The sequence below is a fragment of the Sorangium sp. So ce1153 genome, assembly GCF_051521595.1.
Classification (GTDB): domain Bacteria; phylum Myxococcota_A; class Polyangia; order Polyangiales; family Polyangiaceae; genus Sorangium.
The window spans coordinates 3239617-3260865 of the sequence record NZ_CP150361.1 but is presented as its reverse complement, the minus strand read 5'-3'; the positions used below and the strand labels follow the sequence as shown (position 1 = coordinate 3260865).

The following is a 21249-nucleotide window of genomic DNA, read 5'->3' as shown; positions in this document are numbered from 1 at the left end:
TGACGTCAGGCGCTCACCCCCCCGGCTTGCGCGTGTACCGGTGCTTCACCCCGAGCGGGAAGTACTCCGGATCCCCCGCCGCCCTCAGCGTCACCCGCGGCGCGCGCTTCCCCGCCGGCACGTAGCTCCTGAACTCGCTGTTCAACCGGACGAGGTGCTCCTCGATCGACCGCGCCGCCTCCTCGCGCCGCGCCTCGCTCTCCCCCTCCCCCGGCGCGAGCTCGACGACCACCGAGAGGTACGTGTCCCGGTCCGCGCCCTCGCGGACCTCCAGCACGAACTTCCCGGTCACCCACTCCTTCACGCCGGGCTGCTCGATGCCGACGACGACGTTCTCCGGATAGATGTTCGCCCCGAAATACGACACCGTGAAATCGGAGCGGCCGAACACGTAGACGAACGGCAGCTCGCGCGCGCCGCGCTCCCCGTCGAGCTCCCGCCGCGGGTCGAAGCCGAACCCGGCGAGCGCCGCCATCATGTCCGCGTGCGCGTAAACTCCCCCTGTGTCGAGGATCGCGTAGCGGATGAGCGGGACGCCGTTGTCGCCCGTGAAGAGGAGCGTCCCGTCACGCTGCTCGAAGTACCGCACCGCCGGGTCGTACTGCACCAGCGTCGGGAGCCGGTCCTGGCCGAAGAGGGCGCGCGCGGCGTCGGGCCTGCCAGAGAGGAACCTGCGGATCGCGACGCTGAGCGGCGTCTCGTTGCCGAGGACGCCCGCGTCCGCCGTCCCGTAGAGAGACGCCGAGTCGTAGCAGGGCGCCGTGGACCCGACGCGCTCGCCGACCAGGCTCCGCCACTCCTCGCTGAACACCTCTCCGGCCATCACGAGCTTGATCCGCAGCGGCGCCCAGTCGACCCCCCGCGCCCGGCCCGTGTCGATCACGTCCTTCAGGAAGGGCGGGTAGCCGAGCAGGACGACCTGATCGAACGCCGGCCCCAGATCGAGGACGACACGGTAGATCTCCTCTTTATTGTTGCCCGGCGTGACGACCGTGATCGGATACCCCTTCGCCGCGAGGTGACGGCAGCAAGCGGCGGTGTACATCCCGCCGACCCACGAGCCGAGCGCGAAGCACACGACGGCGAGCGTGCGGCGCGCGTCGGCCCGGAAGCTGTCGTGGAACACCTGCTCGAAGCGCCGGGCGACCGGGAGCTCGTCAGCGACAGCGCGAGGCCAGAACGTGGGCTTGCCGGTCGACCCCGACGAGACCGCGATCATGTCGCAGGACTCGACGCGCCCGCCGCGGCACAGGTCCGCGATCGGGTGTCGGAGCACGTAGTTCTGCTTCGTGATCACCGGGAGCGCGGCGAAGTCCGCCGGGGTCCGGACGGCCGCCGGATCGACGCCGTGCTCGTCGAGGAAGCGGCGGTACGCAGGGACCGTCGCGGCGACCTCGTGGAACAGCGACAGCGCGCCGGCCGCTGGATCGGCCTCGCGGTGCCGCGACAGCGCCGCGTCGAGCGGCGTGCTCAGGAAGGCGTCGATGGCCGCCAAGACCCGCCTGGTTTGCTCCTCCTGCATCGCGAGATCTCCCCTCCTTCAGGTGTTCCGCCGCGGGCTTGAGGACGGCGCAAGGCACCCCCGTCCCGCCGCCTCGCCGCGGCTCAGGTTACCTCACGCCGGGCCGGCGTTCCCCGTACCCGCCGCGCGCGCGTCGTCGAGCGACGCCGCGAGCGAGAGCTCCTCGGCGCGGCGCTCGTAGCCCGGCGGCGGCTCGGACGGCGGGTTCGCGAGCAGCGATGTGATCACCGTCTCCAGCCAGCGCCGGAGCGGCGTGTGCTGGAAGCCGAGCTCCGCCCGCGCCTTCGCGGGATCCAGCAGCGACATCCAGCGATCGCTGAACGGCGACATCGCGACCGGATCGACGCCGCGGTCCCGGAGCGCGGCCGAGGTGACCGGCACGAGGCGCGCTGGCGCGCCGAGCAGCTCGGCGACGAGCGCGAGGAGCTCCGAGAGCGTCGGCGTCTCCTCCATGCAGAGGTTGTACGCCTGGCCGAACGTCGACGGCACGAGGAGCAGCCGCGCGATCGCCCTCACGACGTCGCCGCTGTACACGTGCCGCACCGGGTGCTCGCCGCCGTCCGGGACGAGCAGCGGGCCGCCGTCGAGCACGCGCGCGATGTAGCGCTCGAGGCGCCGGTAGGGATCGCGCTCCCCGTTCACCATCGGGATGCGCAGCACCGTCGCGGGGAAGCCGTGCTCGTGCCACGCGGCCGCGAGCACGTCCTCGCAGCCGCGCTTGTCCGTGCCGTAGACCCACGCCGCGCGATCTGCCTCGTCCGCGGGCTCCGGGAGCAGCGGGCCGTCGTAATCGCGCTCGCGCGACGGCCGCGGGCACCCCTTGCGGACGAGGTACACCGATCCCGTGCTGATCATGAGGTAGTGGCCGACGCGCCCGCCGCCGAGCGCCCCGACCGCCGCGCGGCCGTCCGCGGCCGTGTACGCGGTGAAGTCCACGGCGGCGTCGAACTCGCGGCCTCCGAGCGCCTGCTCGAGGCCGCCGGCCGCGCGGTCGCAGCGGACCCGCGCGACGCGGTCGCCGAACGCGTCGGGCGTCACGCCGCGGTTCAGGAGCGTGACCTGATGGCCCGCCGCGAGCAGGCGATAGACCAGGAAATGACCCATGAAGCGGGTGCCGCCGAGCACGAGGACGCGCATGCGCGGCAAGCTACCACCGCCGCGCGCAATGCGGACGACGAGGAAGCGGTGGTGCGGCAGGCTGACGCCGCCGAGCGGCCTCGCGCGCTCGAGCCCGGACCAGGTCGCGCCGCGGCCGTGCTAGATAGCGGGCCGTGCCGTTCTCCCACATCCTCGGCCAGGACACCGCGGTCGGCACGCTCGTGCGGGCGCTCAAGACGGGCCGCGTTCACCACGCCTACCGCTTCGAGGGCCCGCCCGGCGTCGGCAAGGAGCTCGCGGCCGTCGCGCTCTCGCAGGCGCTCCTGTGCACCGCGGGCGACCCGCTCGGCTGCGGCCGCTGCGACGCCTGCCGGCGCGCGGCCGGGCGCTCCCCGGGGCGCCCCGCGTCGCCGCTCCACCCCGACGTGCAGATCGTCGCGAAGAACTTCTACCCCGCCGCCGTCATCGGCCGGAGCCGCGACGAGCTGACCGAGATCTCGGTCGACCAGGTCCGCGCCATCGTGCTCGCCCACGCCTCGTACCCGCCGCACGAGGGGCGCGCGCGCGTGTTCATCGTCCGCGACGCCGAGGACCTGAGCGTCGGCGCCGCGAACGCCTTCCTCAAGACGCTCGAGGAGCCGCGGTCCGGCACGCACTTCATCCTGCTCACCTCGCGCGGCGATCGCCTGCTCAACACGATCCGCTCGCGCACCCTGCCCGTGCGCTTCGCCCCGCTCTCCGAGCCCATCATCCGCGGCATCCTCCGCGAGCAAGGCGTGCCGGAGGAGCGGCACGACCTCGCCGTGGAGCTCGCCGCGGGCAGCGCCTCCACGGCGCTCGAGCTCGCGGACGAGGAGCAGACCGCCTCGCGCGACGCCTTCGTGAAGAGCATCCTCGCGGCCGCTGCTGCCCGGGATCTCGGGCCCGCCGTCGCGTTCGCGGAGTCGGTGGACCGCGACAAGGGCGCCCTCAAGGACGACCTGCGCGCGCTCAACGCCGCGCTCGCCCGCGAGGCCCGCGCCGCGGTGGAGGCCGATCCGCGCCGCGCCGGCCTCTCGGCCAGGCGCTACGCGGCGGTCTCCCGCGCCGTGGCGCACCTCGAGCGCAACGCCTCGCCGAGCCTGGCGATGGCGTCGCTCATCGCGGAGTTGCGCAGCGTCATCGGCTGACGGACGCCGCGAGCGCCCCGCGAGGCATGAGGGCCAGCGTCAGCCGTGGCCGTCGCTCACCCGCTCGCGGCGGCCGTCGCCGCGAGCGCCGCGCGCGGCCTGGAGAGGCCAGCGTCAGCCCTCGCCGCCGCCGCCCAGCCGCTCGTAGCCGCCTTCCTCGATGCGCCGCCCGGCCCAGGCGTGGATCCGCCCCTCGGTCGCGAGCACCACGGCCGCGTCGTACCCGCCGCTCTCGTACAGCGCGATGATCCCAGCGTCGCCCAGCGGAGGCGCGCCCTGTCCCAGGCGCGCGAGCGCCGCGGGCAGCCGCGCCCGCCGGCGCAGGGTCATGCCCGCGATCTCGAGCGTCGCCGGCGGCTCGTGCGGCGAGTCGACCGCCACGGGCGCGAGCCACAGGATCTCGCGCCGTGGCGCGGGGAACGCCGCCACCGCGCCCTGCGCCGCCCCCTCGGGCGCGAGGAACAGCGCGGCGACGAGCTCGCCGCGCTCGCGCGCGACGATCGCGCCCGTGAGCCAGCGCTCCTCGGTGCCGGCCAGCACGACGTCGCCGAGCGCGAACGGCAGCTCGTCCCAGAGCGCGTCGTCGGGGGACCGCGCCGGCTCCTGCTCTTCCTCGCCGCCCTGCCCTGCCTGCTCCTCGCGCTCGCGGCGCGCCGCCATGTAGCCCACCGTCGCGGCCACCGCCGCGGCGGCCGCCGCGAGCAGCGTGAGGCTCATCGCGCGCTCTCTCCGGGCGGCGTCGCCGGTGCGACGGCCTGCGCGAGGGCCTCCGTGAGCGCCCGCGCCCGCGCGCTCACCTCCTCGAGGGCGCGCGAGGCGGGCGTGTGCTGCTCGGGCAGCAGCGCGGCGATGATCGCCGCGGCCGAGCAGAGCGCGCCGACGTCTCGCGCCCTCTCCAGCGTGATGCCCCCGATCGCCACGAGCGGGAGCCCGGGCCGCGTCCGCTCGACCATGGCGCGCAGCGACGCGAGCCCCTCGAGGCCGACCACGGCGTCCGGGCGCTCCTTGCTCGAGGTCGCGAAGATCGGCCCCACCGCGACGTAATCGAGCGGAGCGAGCGGGTCCTGCAGCGCGGCCTCGAGCTGCGCGGGCGTGTGGGTGGACAGCCCGACGAGCAGCGAGGCGCCGGTGCGCTGCGCGAGCGCGCGCACGGCCGGCACCGGGAGATCGTCCTGCCCGACGTGCACGCCGTCGCAGCGCGCGAGCACCGCGAGATCGGCGCGGTCGTTCGCGAACAGCGGCACGCCCGCGCGCGCCGCGAGCGGCTGGATGGCGCGGAGGAGCGAGAGCGTGCGGGCTGCTCCGCCCCGCTTGTCGCGCAGCTGGATGGCCGCGGGGCGCGCGTCGAGGACGGCCTCGGCGAACGCCGCCGGATCGAGCCCGCGGCGCGCGAGCGAGTCGGTGTCGACGATGGGGTACAGGCCGCGCATGACCACGCTTCGAGCGAGGGAGAGCGCCCGGGCGCCCCGAAGGAGGCCAGGCGCGCTGGCTACGCTAAGGTTGACGCCCCCAGAAAGAAAGCGGAAGCGTTCGCTCCCGAACGGATCCTCCATGCGCACACGTCTCGTCCGGATCGCCAGTCTGTTCACGTCCGCCGCGTCGATCGCCGCGGCCGCGCTGGGGCTCGCGTCGAGCCCTGCGTTCGCGGAAGAGAAGTCGAGCCCCGCGCAGCAGGTAGAGAAGCCGGGCTCCGCCGCGGCGGCAGAGAAGCCGAAGGCTGGCGCCGCCTCCCCGTCTACAGGGGCCGGCGTCGCTGTGCCCGGGGCGAGCGCTCCGAAGGCGAACGCGAGCGCGCCCAGGGCGACTGCGGGCGCGCCCAAGGCGAGCGCCAAGAAGAAGGAGCCCGCGCCGCCCTCGCCGCCTGCGCCGGCGCGCGTCTGGCTCATCGCGCCGTCGCCGCAGGGGCCGTGGACGCTGCGGATCGACAACGCGGGGGAGCGCCCGATGCGCATCCCGGCGGACGTGCGGTTGCTGCGCCTGGAGGTCGACACGCTGAACAAGCGCACGAAGAAGACGGTGCGCTGCGCGGCGCCTGCGGGGCTGAAGCCGAGCGGTTTCCCGGAGCGGCGCGCGCTCCTGCTCCCGCCCGGGCAGTCGTACATGGAGCACTTCGACCCGCGCCTGCTCTGCTTTGGCAAGGATGAAGCAGCGCTCGCCGGCGGCTCGGTGGTGAGGGCCTGGTATGGCTGGGGCCCGCCGCCCAAGTGGTCGAGAAAGGCGCCCGCGCCGCCGTTTGCCGCCGAGTCGACGGACGATCCGCCGGCGTTCGCCCCGGCGACCGGGCTCGCGGCGCCGACGCTCGTGCTGAGCTACGGCCTGCCGGCGAGGAAGGAGTTTGCCGGGGACGAGGCTGGCGGCGCCGAGCCGCCCGCGGGCGACCGGCCAGCGCAGCCCTCGGCCGACATGACGGCTCAGCCCTCGGGTGACAAGGCTGCTCAGCCTCCGGCCGACAAGGCTGCTCAGCCTTCGGCCGACAAGGCTGCTGGCGCGGGAGCTGGGCAGCCTGCGTCGTCGGGCGAGGGTCATGGTGGTGGTTCGTCGGCCGAGCCGATCGTGGACGCCAACGCGCCTCGTTTGGAGCTCAGGAGCGAGCCCTGGTCTGACGCGTCGAGTCCGCGTTCGATCGTCGTCCGGGTGACGGCGAGGAATGCTGGCAAGCGCCCGATGACCGTCGCCATCCGGCCGCGGATGCTCGAGTTCCACGTCGCCGGCCCGAATGGCACGACGGTGTGCGAGGCGGCCCCGCCGACGGATGCGATTCCGCGCGACATGTACAGGACGTTGAAGGCGGGCGCGTCGGTTGACGTCTCGCTCCTTCTCCGGGAGGTGTGTCCGGCCGACACGTTTGCCCGCGAGGGTCTCTACGAGGTCACGGCCACGCTGCACGCGAACGAGCCTGGCACCGGCCTCCATCTGGACGCTTACACCGCGACGGTCACCGCCCCGAGCGCGACGCTCCTTCGTGTGAAGAGCGCGCCGGAGCCGTTCTATGCAGCCGCCCCGCGGGCCGTGCAGACGCCGAAGCCGGAGGCCGAACAGGAAGGCGACGACGCCGACTGACCGGCGCGCTCGCGCCGTCGTCGCCCCCCTCGCAGCACGTCGACGGCGTGAGCTTCACAGCGTCGTCCTCGAGCCGCGCCGCTGACAACGCCTCACCGCCCTCTTCTCACGGAGCGGCGCATCGACATCGAGAGGCCCCCGGCGAGGGTGCTCGTCGCGCGGGGCGGGGATGGGCTGATGTTTGAGCCCATTTGACGTCGTGTGTCCGGCGTGCGCAGCACGTCGGGCACACGGCGTCCCAGGCGAGTTCAGCCCATCCCTGCCCCGCGCGACGAGCACCCTCGCCGGGGGCCGGTGCGGCTCGGCGCTCCCTCCGTCCTAGACCGGGATGATCCCCCGCTTCTTCTCGGGCCGTTCCACCCGTTTCTTCCGCGCGAGCTCGAGCCCCCAGGCGATCGCCCTGCGTGTATCCCGCGGATCGATGACATCGTCGATGAGCCCCCACCCGGCGACCTTCATGACGTCGATGTTCTTCTGGATCATGTCCACGATCCCCTGCTTCACCTCCGCCGGCGGCGGCGCGTCTCCGAACATCTTCTTCGCCGCGATCCCGAGCATCCCCTCCGGCCCCATCACGCTGATCTCCGCGGTCGGCCAGCCGACGATGAGGTCCGGCTCGTACGCGCGCCCGCACATCACGTAATACCCGGCCCCGTACGCCTTCCGCACGACCACCGTGATCTTGGGCACCGTGGCCGCGGCCATCACGTGCAGCATCTTCGCCCCGTGGCGGATGATCCCCTCGTGCTCGACCTTCGAGCCGATCATGAACCCTGGCACGTCCTGCAGGAACACGAGCGGGATGTTGAACGCGTCGCAGATCTGCATGAACCGCGCGGCCTTGTCCGAGGCGTCCACGTCGAGGATGCCCCCCATGTGGCTCGGCTGGTTCGCCACGACGCCGACCGGCTGGCCGCCGATGCGCGCGAGGCACGTGATGATCGAGCGTGCCCACCGCGGCTTCAGGTCGAGCCGCTCGCCGTGATCGACGATCGCGTCGATCAGCTTCAGCATGTCGTAGGCGCGCCGCGGGCTCTCCGGCAGGAGGTCGAGCAGCGACTCCTCCCGCCGCTCGACCGGATCGGTGACCGGCAGCCGCGGCGGATCGTCATCGCAGCTCGACGGGAAGAACGACAGGTACCGCTTCACCGCCGCGATGCACTCCTCGTCGCTCGCGTACTCCGCGTCGCCGACGCCGCTCTTCGTCGCGTGCACCTTGCTGCCGCCGAGCTCCTGCTCCGAGATGTCCTCGCCCGTCATCGCGCGCACGAGCGGCGGGCCGCCGAGCGCCAGCGAGCCGACGTCCTTGACCATCGGCACGAAATCCGCGAGCCCCGGGATGTACGCGGTCCCCGCGGCGCCTGGCCCCACCATCGCGGCGACCTGCGGCACCACGCCGCTCATGTGGACCTGCTCGCGGAACAGGTGCCCCGACCCTGCGAACAGCGAGATGCTGTCCGGGTGCATCGAGCCGGGATCGATGCGCGCCCCGCCCGAGTCGATGAACCACACCATCGGCCAGCGCCCGCGGAGCGCCATCTGCCGCAGCCGGGTCACCTTCTCCTCGCCCGTGTGCCCGATGCTCCCGCCCTTCACGGTGAAGTCGTACGCCGCCGCGCACACCATCCGCCCGTCGACCTTGCCGAACGCGCACACCACCGCGTCGGCTGGCGGCCGGTCCTTCCCGTCGGCCCCGGCCGCGAGCCCCATCTGCGTGCCGTGCATCCCGACCTCGAAGTGCACGCCGTCGTCGAAGAACGCCGCGAGCCGCTCCCGCGCCGTCATCTTCCCGCGGGCGTGCTGCTTCGCCACCCGCTCCTCTCCGCCCATCCGCCGCACCTGCTCCCGGCGGGCCTCGAGGTCCTTCACGAGCTCTCGCATATTCACGGGCCACCTCATCCTGCGCGCCTCGCCGCCCCCGCGCGCCTCGCCTCCGTGGCGCGCGGCGGCGAGCGGCGCGCCGTCAACCGAGCGCCAGCGAGCGCCGCGGACTGCGGCGCCCTCCCGTCCTCCGCAAAGCTCTCACGCGCCCCGCTCGCCTACTTGCCCGACCAGCGGGGCTGCCGCTTCTCGAGGAAGGCCATGAGCCCCTCGCGCGCGTCGTCCGTCGCCAGGCAGCCGGCGAGCCGCTCGCGCAGGAGCGGCAGCGCCGACTCGAGGTCGAGATCGTCCTGCGCCGCGAACGCCTCCAGCCCGAGCCGCACCGCGATCGGGCTCTTCCCCGCGACGGTCGAGGTCACCTCGCCGACCGCGGCGTCGAGCGCGTCCGGCTCCACCGCCTTGTTGAGCAGGCCGCACTGCACGGCCTCGTCGGCGTCGAGGCGCTGCCCGAGGAGCATCATTTCCAGCAGCTTGCGGCGGCTCACGTGCCGCTGCAGCACCGCCATGATCATCATCGGGAACAGGCCCACGTTGATCTCGGGCGTCCCGAGCTTCGCGCCGCGGGCGCCGATGGCGAAGTGCGACGCCGCCACGAGCCCGAGCCCGCCGCCCAGCGCGTGCCCGTTCACCCGCGCCACGATCGGCTTGCTCGAGTTCGCGAGGGCGAGCAGCAGGTCCGCGTAGTCGCCCTTCGCCTCCGGCTGCGGCGCCCCCTCCGCGCCCGACATCTGCGCGAAGTCGCCGCCTGCGCAGAACGCGTCGCCCGCGCCGGTCAGCACCACGCAGCGCACCGCCTCGTCCGCCGCGCCGGCCTCGAGCGCGTGGAGCAGCTCGCTCACCATCACCGGCCCGATCGCGTTCTTGCGCCACGGGTTGTTCAGCGTGAGCCGGAGGACGCCTCCCCCGGACGCCGCCTGGACGACCGTGTACGCGCGCGCCGTCACGAGGCCGCCCCTGCCGCCGCGGCGGGCGCGTCGTCCCCTCGCAGCCCCAGGATCTGCCGCGCTTCCTCGACCGTCGCCGGCCTGCGCCCGACGTCGCGCACCATGCGCGCGGCCACCTCGCAGAGCTCGCCGTTGCTGCGCGCCATCTCGCCGTTCGGCAGGTAGAAGTGGTCCTCGAGCCCGCACCGCACGTTGCCGCCGAGCACGAGCGCCGCGGCCAGCATGCGCCACTGCCCGTGGCTGATCCCGATCACCTCCCACTCCGAGCCGGGCGGCATGATCCTGGTCTGGAGCTGGAGCGACTCCACGTGCCCTGGGATGCCGCCGAGCACGTTGACGATGAACGAGAACTGCAGCGGCGGCTTGAGGAGCCCCATGTCGATGAGCGGCCACACGCCCTGGGTGTGCCCTGTGTCGAAGCACTCGAGCTCGGGCTTCGCCCCGGCCTCGTTCATGGCGGCCAGGAGCTTTCCGATCTTCGCGTACGTGTTCGGAAACACCATGTCGAAGTCGAAGCTCTTCCGGGCGCGCGAGTACTTCGAGTAGTTCATCGTGCCCATGTTGAGGGCGGCGATCTCCGGCCGGCTCTCGCGGATGTACGTACACTGCTCGCTGACGTCCTCGAGGATGGTGCCTGTCGAGAAGTTCAGGATCACCGGGCAGCGCCGGCGCACCTCTTCCTTGATCGTCGCGAACACGGCTGGCGAGAACGTCGGCGAGCCGTCGTCGTTGCGCGCGTGGATGTGCACCGCCGCCGCCCCTGCCTCGTAGGCTCGCCTCGCCTCCTCGGCGATCTCGACTGGCGTGTAAGGGATCGCGGGGCACTGCTTGCGGCTGGCGAGCACGCCTGACAGCGCGCAGGTCACCACGCAGATATCGGGATCTCGCTCGTTCGGATTCCTCGGTTCCCCGGTGAACGTCGGCTTCTCTCTCATGGCGCCTGCCTCCCTTTTCACGTCCCGTCGCCGTCGCTCTTCTTCTGCCCGCCCTGTCCTACCCGCGAGACCACCTGCCGCTGCAGCTTCGTCAGGATCCGGAGCAGGTCGCGCAGGTCGGTCGAGCTCAGGCTGAGCAGCGCGCTCCGGAAGATCTCCATCGGCTCCACCTGGATGTCGCGGGCGAGCCGCGCTCCCTTGTCGCTGAGCCGGATGTGTACGACGCGCCGATCGGCCTTCGAGCGCTCGCGCCGCACGAGCCCTTCCCGTTCCATCCGGTCGACGATCCCGGTCACCGTGCTGTTCTGCGCCCGGATCCGTTCCGACAGCGTGGACAGCGAGAGGTCCTGAAAGGACTCGAGCAGCTTGAGGATGGTGAGCTGTGGTCCGGTGAGGCCGAACCCGCTCGCCATGCCCTTGGTGAGCCGGCGCGACTCTGTGTAGAGATAGATGATCATCTCCACGATCGCGTCGATCTCCGGCCTCTCCGGCGGCGGCAGGGTTGCAGTCACGATGCTTCGTGTACGAAATATTCGCTCCCGAAGCTCGCGTCAAGCTCCGCCGCATTCGTACCGTGTGGACGCACTCAACCGTCGAGCGGGTGCATTGCCGCTCACCCCCGACTCGCCGTCAGGCTCGAGGGCGCGCGGCGCGAGGATGTGCTGGCGCTCGACCTCTCACCGCCCCTCGACTGACGTCAGGCCCCCGGAGAGGGAGCTCGTCGCGCGGCGCGGGGACGGGCTGGCGTTCGACCTCTCACCGCCCCTCGACTGACGTCAGGCCCCCGGAGAGGGAGCTCGTCGCGCGGCGCGGGGACGGGCTTGGCGTTCGACCTCTCACCGCCCCTCGACTGACGTCAGGCCCCCGGAGAGGGAGCTCGTCGCGCGGCGCGGGGACGGGCTGATGTTTGAGCGCAATTTACGCCCTGTGTCCGGCGTGCGCAGCACGTCGGGCACAGGGCGTCCCACGCGAGTTCTGCCCGTCCCCGCGCGGCGCGACGAGCTCCCTCTCCGGGGGCCGCCCGGCTCGGAACGCGGCCCTACCCCTGCTTGGCCCGCCGCTTCCCCCGCCGCCCGTCCGCCCGGATCTCCCGGATACACCACCGCAGCGCCTCCTGGAGGTCCCGGTGCACCTGCACTGACGAGAGATCGATCCCGAGCGACGACGCCGTCTGCGCCACCTGAGGCTGGACTCCGGCCACCACCCCCTGCGCGCCGAGCAGCTCGATCGTCTGCAGCATGCTGATGAGGTGCTGCGCCGTCGTCGAGTCGACCTGTTCGACCCCGGTCACCTCGACGATCGCGTACCGCGACTTCGTCTCGACGATCGTGTGCAGCAGCTTCTCCGTGATCTCGGTCGCCCGGTGTCGATCGATGCTCCCCACGAGCGGCAGCACGAGCACGCTGTTCCAGACCTGGATGATCGGCGTCGACAGCGTCTCGATCGCGGACTCCTGCCGCTCGATCACCGCGCGCAGCGACTCCTGCTGCTCGACCACCGCGCGCAGCGACTCCTCGGCGCGCATGCGCTCCAGCGTGATCGCGAACATCTCGCCGACGACCTGGAGCAGCGCCCGGACGCTCTTGTCCCACGCGCGCTTCGACCGCACCGCGTCGATGCCCACCACGCCCACGAGCCGGCCCGCGTACGCCGCCGGCATCCGCACGAGCGACGCGATCCCGCGCTCCATGAAGGCCCTCCGCTCGCTCGCGGCCTCCTCGGGCAGGTCGGCCACGCGCGGCACGTCGCACACCTCGAGGCGGAACAGCTTCTCGACGAGCCACGGGTACACGTCCCGCGAGACGACCGCCCGCTCCTCGAGCAGCGACGGGATCCCCTCAGCGCACCACTCGTGCGTGTTCAGGAACCGCCGCCCGTCCTCCGAGAGCAGGAACAGGCTCGTCCTGTCGGCGCGCAGCGCCTTGCCGAGCTCCGCGAGCGCCGACCGAAAGCCGCGGTCGATGTCCGCGAGCTTCACGTTGATGAAGTGGGACGAGATCGACGCGACGAGCATCTTCGTCTCGATCCGCTGCATCAGCGCCCGCTCGACGCGCTTCTGCTTCCCCACGTTGCGCGCCCAGGCGTAGATGAGCCCCTCGCCCGGCACCGAGAGCAGCGACCACGACAGCCACACGTAGAGACCGCTCCTGCTCCTGCAGCGGTTCTCCAGCCCGAGCGTGACGGGCCCCTGCCGGAGCCGATCCATCTGCTCCCGGGTCGCGGCGACGTCGTCCGGATGCACGAAGTCGAGGAGATCCCGGCCGATCAGATCCTCGCTCCCCAGGCCGAGCGTGCTCTCCCAGGCGCCGCTCACGCGCAGGAACGACCCGTCGATCCGCAGAACACAGAGCGGATCGGGGCATACAGCGAAGAACCTCTCCACGTCCGCTTCGTTCGCAGGTGCGCGCATGGCCGGTCGTCTTCAGCAGCCCACACCCCACGGTTACGGCTCTTTGACGTCCTCGAACGTCGTCCGCGCGGCCACGTGCTCCTCGTTCAGGTTGAGCAAGATCGGCAGGGTCTCGTGCTGCCAGTCGTCGTCGAGGATCCTCCGCACGGTCACCCGGCCGGGCACCAGGTTGTACACGGCGTCCACGATGTCCATGATGACGTAGAAGCCGTTCGAGTTGCAGAACCGCATCTTCACGAAGTCCATCACGGTCGACGTGATCGGGTGCTGCGGGAGGACTCGCGCCAGCTCGTCGAGGTAGCTGGACAGGTACCGGTACGGGTTGTCGATCCGGATAGCGCCCTCGAAGGTCAGGACGAGGCGGTTGTCGTCATCGAGCCGGGCGACCGACTGAAAGACGCTCAGCCCGCCATCCGTGATTTCTCCATAGCTGAGAGCCTTCATACGCGACCTTTCGTGGAAAACATACGCAGCCTTTTCAAGGGAAAGTAGCCTGGACGACGAGGATTCCATCGACGTACTGCGTCGAGAGATGGAATTTGTTCTCTGCTGTCAGCCGAATGAGGCCGAGGCCGCCCCTGCGCCGGTCGTTGCGCCGCTCGCGCACCGTCCTGGCGAAGAGCTCCCTCGGGTCCTCCGCGGCGAAGATCTCGTCGAATACCGCCTTGACGGTTCGGTATTCTTCCGGCGTAACGCGGTTAGAAACCTTGATGAGTAGCCGGTCCGGGTCGATGCTCAGGTCGAGCCGGACTTCGCTTTCGCGCTCTGTCCCGTGCTGGATCACGTTGGTGACCAGCTCGGTGACCACCACGTTGACCTTCTGGCAGATCCGTCTGGGATAGAACCTTACCAGCAACGCGTCCAAAAAGTTCGCAAGCAGGCCGGCCACGTCGCCCGTGATGTGATCGATCGGAGATATGTATATCGATGCACCGACCGACGTCTGCGAATGATTCTTCTCGGGCTTCATCAGGCGCACCTTCGCAGGATGATCAGTGTGATGTCGTCGGCGTCCGCCACTCGGAACCGCGTGTAGTCCTCGATGCACCGGTCGAGGATCACCTGCACCGGCTCCTCGCTGTGCTTGACGACGATTTCGTTGAGACGTTGCACGGAATATATCTCCCCGCTCGCGTCCTGCGCCTCGAACATCCCGTCTGTGTACAAGGCGAGGACGTCATCCTCCTCGAACGGCAGCTCGAACTCGTGAAACGGCTTGATGCGAAGACCGATGAAATTGCTCACCCGATTGAACGAGCGAGGCGTGCCTCGACGGACCAGGAGTCCGTAGCCTCCGCCGGACACGTAGCGGAGGAATCGGTCAGTAAACATGACGAAGTTCACCGTCGCGTACCGGCGGACCTCCCGGAGGAACGAGTAGGCGCTCCGGTTCACCCAGTCCACGATCGCCCCCGGGCTGTCGAGCCGTTTGGTGGCGTGGGCGAACTGGGCTTTGAGAAACGCCATGATGAGCGCCGACGATACTCCGTGACCCGATATATCGTAAACCCCGATCGCGTGGCGCTCGCCGGGAAGATAGAAGAAGTCGTAGTAATCCCCTCCCACTTGCGCGAGCTGCTTGTGGAAGATGGCCATGTCGAACGCCGAGGCGATGGCGCCGCTCGCCTCGGGGAGCAGCGCGCGCTGCACCTGCCGCGCCACCGCCAGGTCGTCGTCGATGGCCCGGTTGTACCCTTCCAGCTCGTTCTCGATGCTGGTCGCGTGCTCCAGGATCGCCTCGTGCACCAGGGAGAGATCGTCGAAGTCGAGCTTCAGCTTATCGACGTACTCCAGGAGCGCGTTGCAGCGCTCCATGAAGTCTGTGAAGTTCCCCTCGTCGCGTAGCAGCGTGTTCCACGCCTGCCGCTCCTTCACGATCGCCCTGATGGCATCCAGATTGTTCTGCTTCTGTATGAAGCCTCTGGAGTGCATCGAGCTGAGGTCCTTGGGTGCAGTCATGGATCGACCTGGACGCGATTCGGGTTGGACGGAAGCTCCCATCCGCTCTCAATCACAGAGTATCATCTCGAAGTTCTGGTTGAACTTCTTGAGGTTCGGCAGCGACTTGCCCTGCCACGGGATGGACTTCGACCCGCGGACGATCAGCTGGAGCTCGCCCTTCTTCCGGGTGGCGATCGCGAACTTGTAGAGGACGTTGATCCCCGAGCTGTTCAGGAAGTTCAGGGCCCTGACGTCGAGCGTGATGGTGGGAGGATTCGTGGCCAGGACCTTGTCGAGCAGCTCCTCGATGGGGGCGTACTCGGTGGTGCCGCCAAGACGAAGGATGCCTTCCAGGTACACCACCACCTCGGAGGGATCGTACCAAACCCGGTAGTTGCCACCTTTGATTTCCATTCTCGACCTTTCGTTCAAAATAGGAATCCTGGCCATCGTCTTGATGCTGAAGCTGTTGACCGAGATCGGGTCCAGCTTCCATCCAAGACTGACACCATAATCGTTCATGATGATGAGATAGCCGAGCCCCGAGCCGGCGTTCTCTGCGTCCTCGGCGTTGGCCTCCGCCTGCCGCCGCAGGAGCTCCCCAGGGTCCTCCTGCGTGAGCTCGAGGAGCTTCTCGCGGAGCGAGGGGACAGCGGCGTTCGTGATCTGGTTGCTGACGAGGCACACCAGATCCTCACGCCCGATGCCGACGGTCACGGTGATGTCACCGTGCTGATTGAACTTGACGGCGTTCTCGACCAGCTCGTTCAGGACGTACCCGATGGCGCCTGAGACTTCGTCACGGCTGATGAGCCTGTCTTCACCGTCGATCTCCGGGAAGAGCTCGCCGAAGTACTCGGCCATGAAATTCGCCGTCAGGTTACAAAGGCTCCATCTCACCGCGAACGAGTCGGGGTACAACGTCAGCGACATGTGCTCGCTGAACGAATCGTCTAAAGAGTAGACGCCGATGATTTCGCTCATGGTAATGCCCAGTCTCCCCCTTGCTCATACCCTCTTAATGACAAGTACCGTAATGTCATCATGGATCTTGTTGTAGCCTACGTGCGCCAAGACGTCCTCGATGATAGCGTCCTTGATCTCCTTGGAGTTTCTCTCGTGGTTCCGCGAGATCACCTGACACAGCCGGTCGATGCCGTACTGCTCCTCTGAAGAGTCCTCTGCCTCGGTGATGCCGTCGCTGAAGAGCGTCACCACGTCCCCGGCCTCCAGCGCCACCTCGATGCTGCCGATGAAGTCGCTGATATCCAGATCGATGCCGATCGGCAACCCGAGCCCCATCGTCTCGACACGATCGAGCGTCCCGTCCTTCCGGACGATGATCAGGTCCTCGTGCTGGCCCGTGAGCTGGAGCTGGCCGTCGCTGTAGTCGAGCAGGGTCAAGGACAGGTTCTTGTCCGAGCGGATGCGCTGGATGTTCTGGTAGATGACCTTGTTGACGATGCTCAAGAACTTCTTCGGATCCTTCTCGTTGGCCGCGAGCAGCGTCCGGACGGCCGTCTGGACCATCAGCATCAGAACGCCGCTCTCCAGCCCGTGGCCGGTGACGTCGCCGATGCCGATCTTGACGAGCCCGTCGCTCCGGAGCACGTCGTAGTAGTCCCCGCCGACCTCGTCGGCCGGGGCCATGTAGCCGGCGATGTCGAGGCCCGGGATCTCCTGGAGCTCGCTCGGCGCCGGGAGCACCATCAGCTGGAGCTGGCGCGCGACGTTCAGCTCGGCGCCGAGGCGGATGTTCTCCTGCGCGAGCTTCGCGTTCAGCTCGCTGATCTCCTCGTTCGCCTTCTCGAGCGCCCGCGTCCGCTCGCCGACGAGCTCCTCGAGGTTGTTCGTGTAGGCCTCGATCTCGCTCGCCATCTCGTTGAAGGCGACGCCGAGCTGCCCGATCTCGTCCGCGGAGTTCACCTCGATGCGGACGCCGTAGTCGCCCTCCCGCATCCGCGTGGCGCCGGACGACAGCGCGACGAGCGTGCCCGTCATCCGGCGCGACACGAGGTAGACGCCGATCATGAGCACGAGGAGCGACGCGATCGTCGCCACCACCTGCTGCGTCACGATGCTCGTCCGGCTCTGCTCGATCGCGGCCTGGGCCGCGACGAGCGACGCATAGAGCTCCTTCTTCGGCACGACGAACGCGAGCGTCCAGTTCTCGCGGGCGATGTCCGCGCCCGGCCCCTTCCACCCGTTCACGCCCGCGAGCTGCTGCAGCGCGATGATGTGAGCCTCGCCGCCGATGCTGATCTCGTGGTAGTCGATGCTCTCGTTCTGCGGCAGCGACAGCGCGGCCACGGCGGGCTCCGAGCTGTCCTTGAGGTGCCGCTGGAGGGCGGCGACGCCCTCGGACTTCTGCCCCCCGGAGTCGGACCGGAGGCGGAGCACGCCCGCGCCGGCCTCGTTGATGGCGAGCACGTTGCCGTCCGACTGCACGAGGAACGCGAAGCCCGACTGGGCGAGCCGGACGTCCTTGATCGACTCGATGAGCTGCCCGAGGGTCAGGTCGAGCGCGGTGGCGCCGGCGAACGCGGTGCGCTCCTTGTTCCACAGCGGGTGGAACGCGGTGATGACCATGCCGCCGCCCGCCGACTCCTCGTAGGGCGCGAGCACGGTGATCGTGGACTTGAGCTTCTTCAGCTGCTCGGGGTCCTTGATCCACTTCCCCCAGCTCTCGACGAGGTTCGGGAAGAAGAAGTCGTACCAGTTCTTCTCGTTGTGGCCCGGGTACAGCTTGTCGAAGCTCGACCCCATGTCGGCCCACGGCGCGACGCGCACGTAGGGCGCCGTGTGGGGGCCCACGTAATAGACCTGCAGCTTGTCGGAGCCGTACTTCTTGAACGCCGGCAGGACGAGGTTGAGCAGCGAGGTGTCGTCGACCGAGGCCTGCACCTCGGGCAAGATCGTGCCCTTGTTGCCCAGGTAGCCCCAGACGGCCACCCCGGTGGGCTCATCAGGCCGGTTCTGGTACCAGTTCCCCTCCGGGTTGTAGACCAGGTCGTCGTGGAAGAACGGCATCGTGGCCGCCTTCTCGAAGAGCGGCTTCAGCTCATCTCCGCGGTCGATCATCGTCTGGGCGATGCCCGACAGGATCTCGAGATCCGCGTAGGCCTGGCCGAGCACGAAGTTCGTGTGCTGCGCCTTGTCGGCCAGGTGGTTCGTGAGGTATTCGCGGTTGGCCGCGTTCAGGCCCGACTCGATCTCGTACGCGGACTTCCCGCTCAGCGTGTGCATGCCCTGGCGGGCGATGACGACGTTCAGCAGCGCGCCGATCAGCACGCTGAAGCCCGTCACGAGCAGGAATTTCGTGTTGAACTTCTTGAATCTCGCGAACACGCCGGACAGCTCGGGGCCCTTGCGCGGGTCCTGCGGAGATTGGACGTCGCTCACCGAAACTCTCCCGTTCCGGAGCCGTTCTCAGCGCCGCCGCGCCCCTTCCCGCGCTGGGTTGAGCGATCGGTATCGTACTTGTCGATGAGCGGCTTGCGGCCCGAGCCGGCGTAGATCGGCCACGACGCGTAGCCCTTCGGGCTGTAGATCGCGTTGATGTGCGCCTTCAGGCCGGTCGTGATGTCCTGGTGGATGTGGGGCTCGGCGCGCGCGGTCTCGGCGACGTTCGCGGTCGAGACGATCCAGCTCTCGACCACCTTCGCGAAGTCGCCCCGATCCGTGTTCATGTTGTCGATCGCGATGAGGCTCCCCTTCGTGTCCTCCAGCCCGGCGTCCTCGAGGATCTCCATCGTCCGCACGCCGATGTCGAAGTCCATACCGACCATGCGGCTCAGCTCGAGGAACCGGCCGTAGCCCATGCGGACCACGTCCTGCTCAGGGTAGCCGGTCGTGCATGACATCATCTCGTTGGTGATGTAGATCCTCCCCCCGGGCTTGCAGATGCGGACGAGCTCCTGCATGATCTGCTCGGGCATGTGGAAGACCTGGAGAGCCAGCCGGCACGACACGAAATCGAACGAGTTGTCGGGCAGGAGGAGGGCCGCCGCGTCGCCGTACTGGTACTCGACGTTGTCGAGCCTCAGGCTCTTCGCGACCGACTGGGCGTAGCGCAGGAACGCCCGGGAGTGGTCGATGCCGAGCACGTACTCCACCTTGAACTCGTCGCTCAGCCGGATGCCGAAGTCGCCCAGCCCGCACCCGATGTCGGCGACCCGCATCCCCGGGAGCAGCCCGTGCTTGGAGATGATCGACCGCTCGTGCTCCCAGACGATCTTCTCCTGGGTGCGTAGCACCTTGAGGAAGTCCTCGTCCTCGATCACCTGCTGGATGGGGTAGAGCGACTTGTCGTAGATGACGACGGAGACGTTCGGATACAGCTGCTCTATCACCTGGAACTTGCGGATGGCCCAGGGGATGACGCTGGAGATGATGAGCTTTATCTTGAGGTTGGGGCGCGCGTCGACAGCCCAGCGTACGAACCTGTTGATCTCCAGGAACGCGATGCTGTTCATGTACTTGAGGCGCTTGAAGTCGAGACACAGCTCTGCTCTGGCGTTCTTCGCCGCCGCTTCGAGCGTCGCCCGGATGGCCTTCATGTGGTCGCCGATGAAGGGCCGCAGCATCCCGGCGAAGGCGACCTGCTGGTCGTCCTCGTCGACGCGGATGCTGAAGCTCACAGACGAGCGCCACGAGGAGATTTCCCCGGAAGACGAGGGGGGCACTACGGACTCGTAAGAAGCTACAGCGCACATGTCTCATCTACCTCAGTGAATGGAAACTCGATCGACAGGTTCAACAAGTTTCCATTCTTGGGTTTATCGATATTGAGCCTGGATCCGTAGACGACCGCCAGCTCGAGCAGCCCCAGCAAGCATATCTCCTCCTGCGTCGCGTCGTGCTCGAGCCGCTCGCGATACCAGCCCATCGGGTCCGGCTGATTGACGAGCTCGGCTGCATGCGTGTAGAACTGGAGGCTCTCGTCGTTGACGGGGACCTCCGCCTGCACCACGATGCGGTCCTGCTGGCGCTGGAAGGTGAGAGTGATGTCGCCTATACGCTCGTGGTTACGGTAGATTGCCTCGATGAGCTCGTTGAAGAACGTAGAGAGCAGAGTCGCGTAACGCTCGGCGTCCCCTTCGTTTGCGCTCGCAAACCTGGCAAGATAGTTTGCGAGTTGATGGCAATGGCTCCAACGCTTGCTGAAACCGGATGCGGAGAAGTTCGCTGAGATGATCATTCCGGTTAGATTGGCAACCGGGGCCGGTCGCAGCGTCGGAGCCGTGTCGGCCTGCTTGGAAACGGACATCAGAGCCTCGACGATTGGGTCACAGGAGAGCCATAGGTAGACTACCCGGATCGAGGGCGCCCCGTCGAGTGGAACGCGCGGCCTCCTGCACGTTTCCCCCAACCTTGTTGCCGGCCGTACCGGGCCGAGCACAGCACCCGGGCACCTCTCATGCCACGTTGCAGAGGATGGCTGTAACACGAATGACACTGGAAAAAAACACTACATGGACTTTCATGTATGCGCTTGTGTTCAGGCATCGGCCCGGCCCGGGGCGCGGCGGTCGGTGATACCGAGGATCCTCTGCATAATCCAGAGCATCCGCGCTGCGCAGCACCCCGGGCGCCCCCGGCGCACGGCACGGTCAGTTTTCCAGAGCCCCCCCTCCTGACCTGCTGCTCAGGGTGTAATTCATATTACACCATTGCCCCTGCCGCGACGACGGCGGTACGATCCCCCGCGCCGCCGCGCCCGGGAGCAAGGGATTGTGAGCGACGAGGAAGAGTCGGGGCGGGCTCGCGTCTGTCAATCATTTCTCGTGACCGGACGCAAGACGTGAATCTGCACTCCCGCTCCGGTGTGTAGTCGCGGACGGACGCGTGTTCGCGCCGCCTCACCGGCGGTCAGCGCAGCTGCGTTCGCTCGAAATTAGCAAGCAAGTACGACGGGTTACTCGGCCGTTCAGCGTTGGCTTCGCCGCTCGGGACGCGCGGGCTCCCGCGCGCTGGACGTGTCCGCTGCTCCGCAGGCGCTCGCCCCCTTGGTCACCTCTGCTCGCCGCGCCGGCCCACTCGATGGGTGAGCGGGCTCCACCGATACGCATGCTCCATCTCTCCGTCATCGAGCGCGCCCAGGCGCCACCGGAGGATCGCGGCCGCGAGGCGCCGCTGCCGCGACGCTCCGCGGCGGGCGCCGGCGCCGGCGCCGCGACTGACGACGGGCGGGGCGTCCTCCTGGACGCAGCCTGCCCTCCTCGACGCAGCCTGCCAGCGCGCTCGGCCGCGAGCGGTCGCGCCCTCGGCCGCTGTATCGGGCGGACGG

General features: G+C 69.0%; 18 protein-coding genes. 2 read left to right on the top strand and 16 right to left on the bottom strand.

The genetic code is table 11. The features are described 5' to 3' along the window. Positions 1-13 precede the first annotated feature (13 nt). Both WME85_RS11635 and WME85_RS11630 read right to left on the bottom strand, forming a co-directional pair. Complete coding sequence (locus tag WME85_RS11635) at positions 14-1522, bottom strand: phenylacetate--CoA ligase family protein (RefSeq protein ID WP_437837663.1); 1509 nt, start codon at positions 1520-1522, stop codon at positions 14-16. A 93-nt stretch (positions 1523-1615) separates the two neighbouring features. Continuing rightward, positions 1616-2659, bottom strand: coding sequence for an NAD-dependent epimerase/dehydratase family protein (locus WME85_RS11630; RefSeq protein ID WP_437837661.1), 1044 nt, complete (start codon positions 2657-2659; stop codon positions 1616-1618). Between the two features lie 134 nt (positions 2660-2793). On the opposite strand from WME85_RS11630, the gene WME85_RS11625 reads away from it, so the two are divergent. Next, the gene (locus WME85_RS11625; RefSeq protein ID WP_437837659.1) at positions 2794-3789 is read left to right on the top strand and encodes an ATP-binding protein; all 996 of its coding nucleotides are present in this window, start codon (positions 2794-2796) and stop codon (positions 3787-3789) included. Between the two features lie 114 nt (positions 3790-3903). Here WME85_RS11625 and WME85_RS11620 read toward each other — a convergent pair whose 3' ends face one another. After that, the gene (locus WME85_RS11620) at positions 3904-4506 is read right to left on the bottom strand and encodes a hypothetical protein (protein ID WP_437837657.1); all 603 of its coding nucleotides are present in this window, start codon (positions 4504-4506) and stop codon (positions 3904-3906) included. Further along, positions 4503-5219 carry a thiamine phosphate synthase gene (locus WME85_RS11615; protein WP_437837655.1) on the bottom strand — a complete coding sequence of 239 codons (717 nt, stop codon included), beginning with the start codon at positions 5217-5219 and terminating at the stop codon, positions 4503-4505. Before WME85_RS11615 ends, WME85_RS11620 begins: the two co-directional genes overlap by 4 nt. 121 nt (positions 5220-5340) lie before the next feature. Between WME85_RS11615 and WME85_RS11610 the strand changes: the two genes are divergently transcribed. Further along, the gene (locus WME85_RS11610; RefSeq protein WP_437837653.1) at positions 5341-6849 is read left to right on the top strand and encodes a hypothetical protein; all 1509 of its coding nucleotides are present in this window, start codon (positions 5341-5343) and stop codon (positions 6847-6849) included. Between the two features lie 318 nt (positions 6850-7167). Here WME85_RS11610 and WME85_RS11605 read toward each other — a convergent pair whose 3' ends face one another. The 12 genes from WME85_RS11605 to WME85_RS11550 all read right to left on the bottom strand — a co-directional run bounded on the left by WME85_RS11605 (position 7168) and on the right by WME85_RS11550 (position 20229). Then, a complete protein-coding gene (locus WME85_RS11605) occupies positions 7168-8730 on the bottom strand; it encodes an acyl-CoA carboxylase subunit beta (RefSeq protein WP_437842273.1) in 1563 nt (520 codons plus the stop codon). Between the two features lie 158 nt (positions 8731-8888). Further along, positions 8889-9674, bottom strand: coding sequence for an enoyl-CoA hydratase/isomerase family protein (locus tag WME85_RS11600; RefSeq protein ID WP_437837651.1), 786 nt, complete (start codon positions 9672-9674; stop codon positions 8889-8891). Beyond that, entirely contained in the window at positions 9671-10609 is a 939-nt protein-coding gene (locus WME85_RS11595) for a 3-keto-5-aminohexanoate cleavage protein (protein WP_437837649.1), read from the bottom strand. Before WME85_RS11595 ends, WME85_RS11600 begins: the two co-directional genes overlap by 4 nt. Positions 10610-10626: 17 nt before the next feature. Next, positions 10627-11121 (bottom strand): MarR family winged helix-turn-helix transcriptional regulator, encoded by a 495-nt coding sequence (locus WME85_RS11590; RefSeq protein WP_437837647.1) that lies wholly within the window; start codon positions 11119-11121, stop codon positions 10627-10629. Between the two features lie 527 nt (positions 11122-11648). Then, a complete protein-coding gene (locus tag WME85_RS11585) occupies positions 11649-13019 on the bottom strand; it encodes an STAS domain-containing protein (protein WP_437837645.1) in 1371 nt (456 codons plus the stop codon). A gap of 33 nt (positions 13020-13052) precedes the next feature. After that, positions 13053-13463 carry a hypothetical protein gene (locus tag WME85_RS11580; RefSeq protein ID WP_020734190.1) on the bottom strand — a complete coding sequence of 137 codons (411 nt, stop codon included), beginning with the start codon at positions 13461-13463 and terminating at the stop codon, positions 13053-13055. A 34-nt stretch (positions 13464-13497) separates the two neighbouring features. Further along, positions 13498-13989 (bottom strand): ATP-binding protein, encoded by a 492-nt coding sequence (locus tag WME85_RS11575; protein ID WP_233561296.1) that lies wholly within the window; start codon positions 13987-13989, stop codon positions 13498-13500. Next, a complete protein-coding gene (locus tag WME85_RS11570; protein WP_437289759.1) occupies positions 13989-14978 on the bottom strand; it encodes a PP2C family protein-serine/threonine phosphatase in 990 nt (329 codons plus the stop codon). Before WME85_RS11570 ends, WME85_RS11575 begins: the two co-directional genes overlap by 1 nt. A gap of 48 nt (positions 14979-15026) precedes the next feature. After that, positions 15027-15944, bottom strand: a complete 918-nt coding sequence (locus tag WME85_RS11565; protein ID WP_012234413.1) for a slr1658 superfamily regulator — start codon at positions 15942-15944, stop codon at positions 15027-15029. 24 nt (positions 15945-15968) lie between these two features. Beyond that, positions 15969-18362, bottom strand: coding sequence for a SpoIIE family protein phosphatase (locus tag WME85_RS11560; RefSeq protein WP_437837643.1), 2394 nt, complete (start codon positions 18360-18362; stop codon positions 15969-15971). After that, on the bottom strand, positions 18359-19600 hold the full coding sequence (locus tag WME85_RS11555) for a methyltransferase domain-containing protein (protein ID WP_437309174.1): 1242 nt from the start codon (positions 19598-19600) through the stop codon (positions 18359-18361). The genes WME85_RS11560 and WME85_RS11555 overlap by 4 nt, the downstream gene beginning before the upstream one ends. A 62-nt stretch (positions 19601-19662) precedes the next feature. Beyond that, complete coding sequence (locus WME85_RS11550; protein WP_436626593.1) at positions 19663-20229, bottom strand: hypothetical protein; 567 nt, start codon at positions 20227-20229, stop codon at positions 19663-19665. Positions 20230-21249: the final 1020 nt, after the last annotated feature.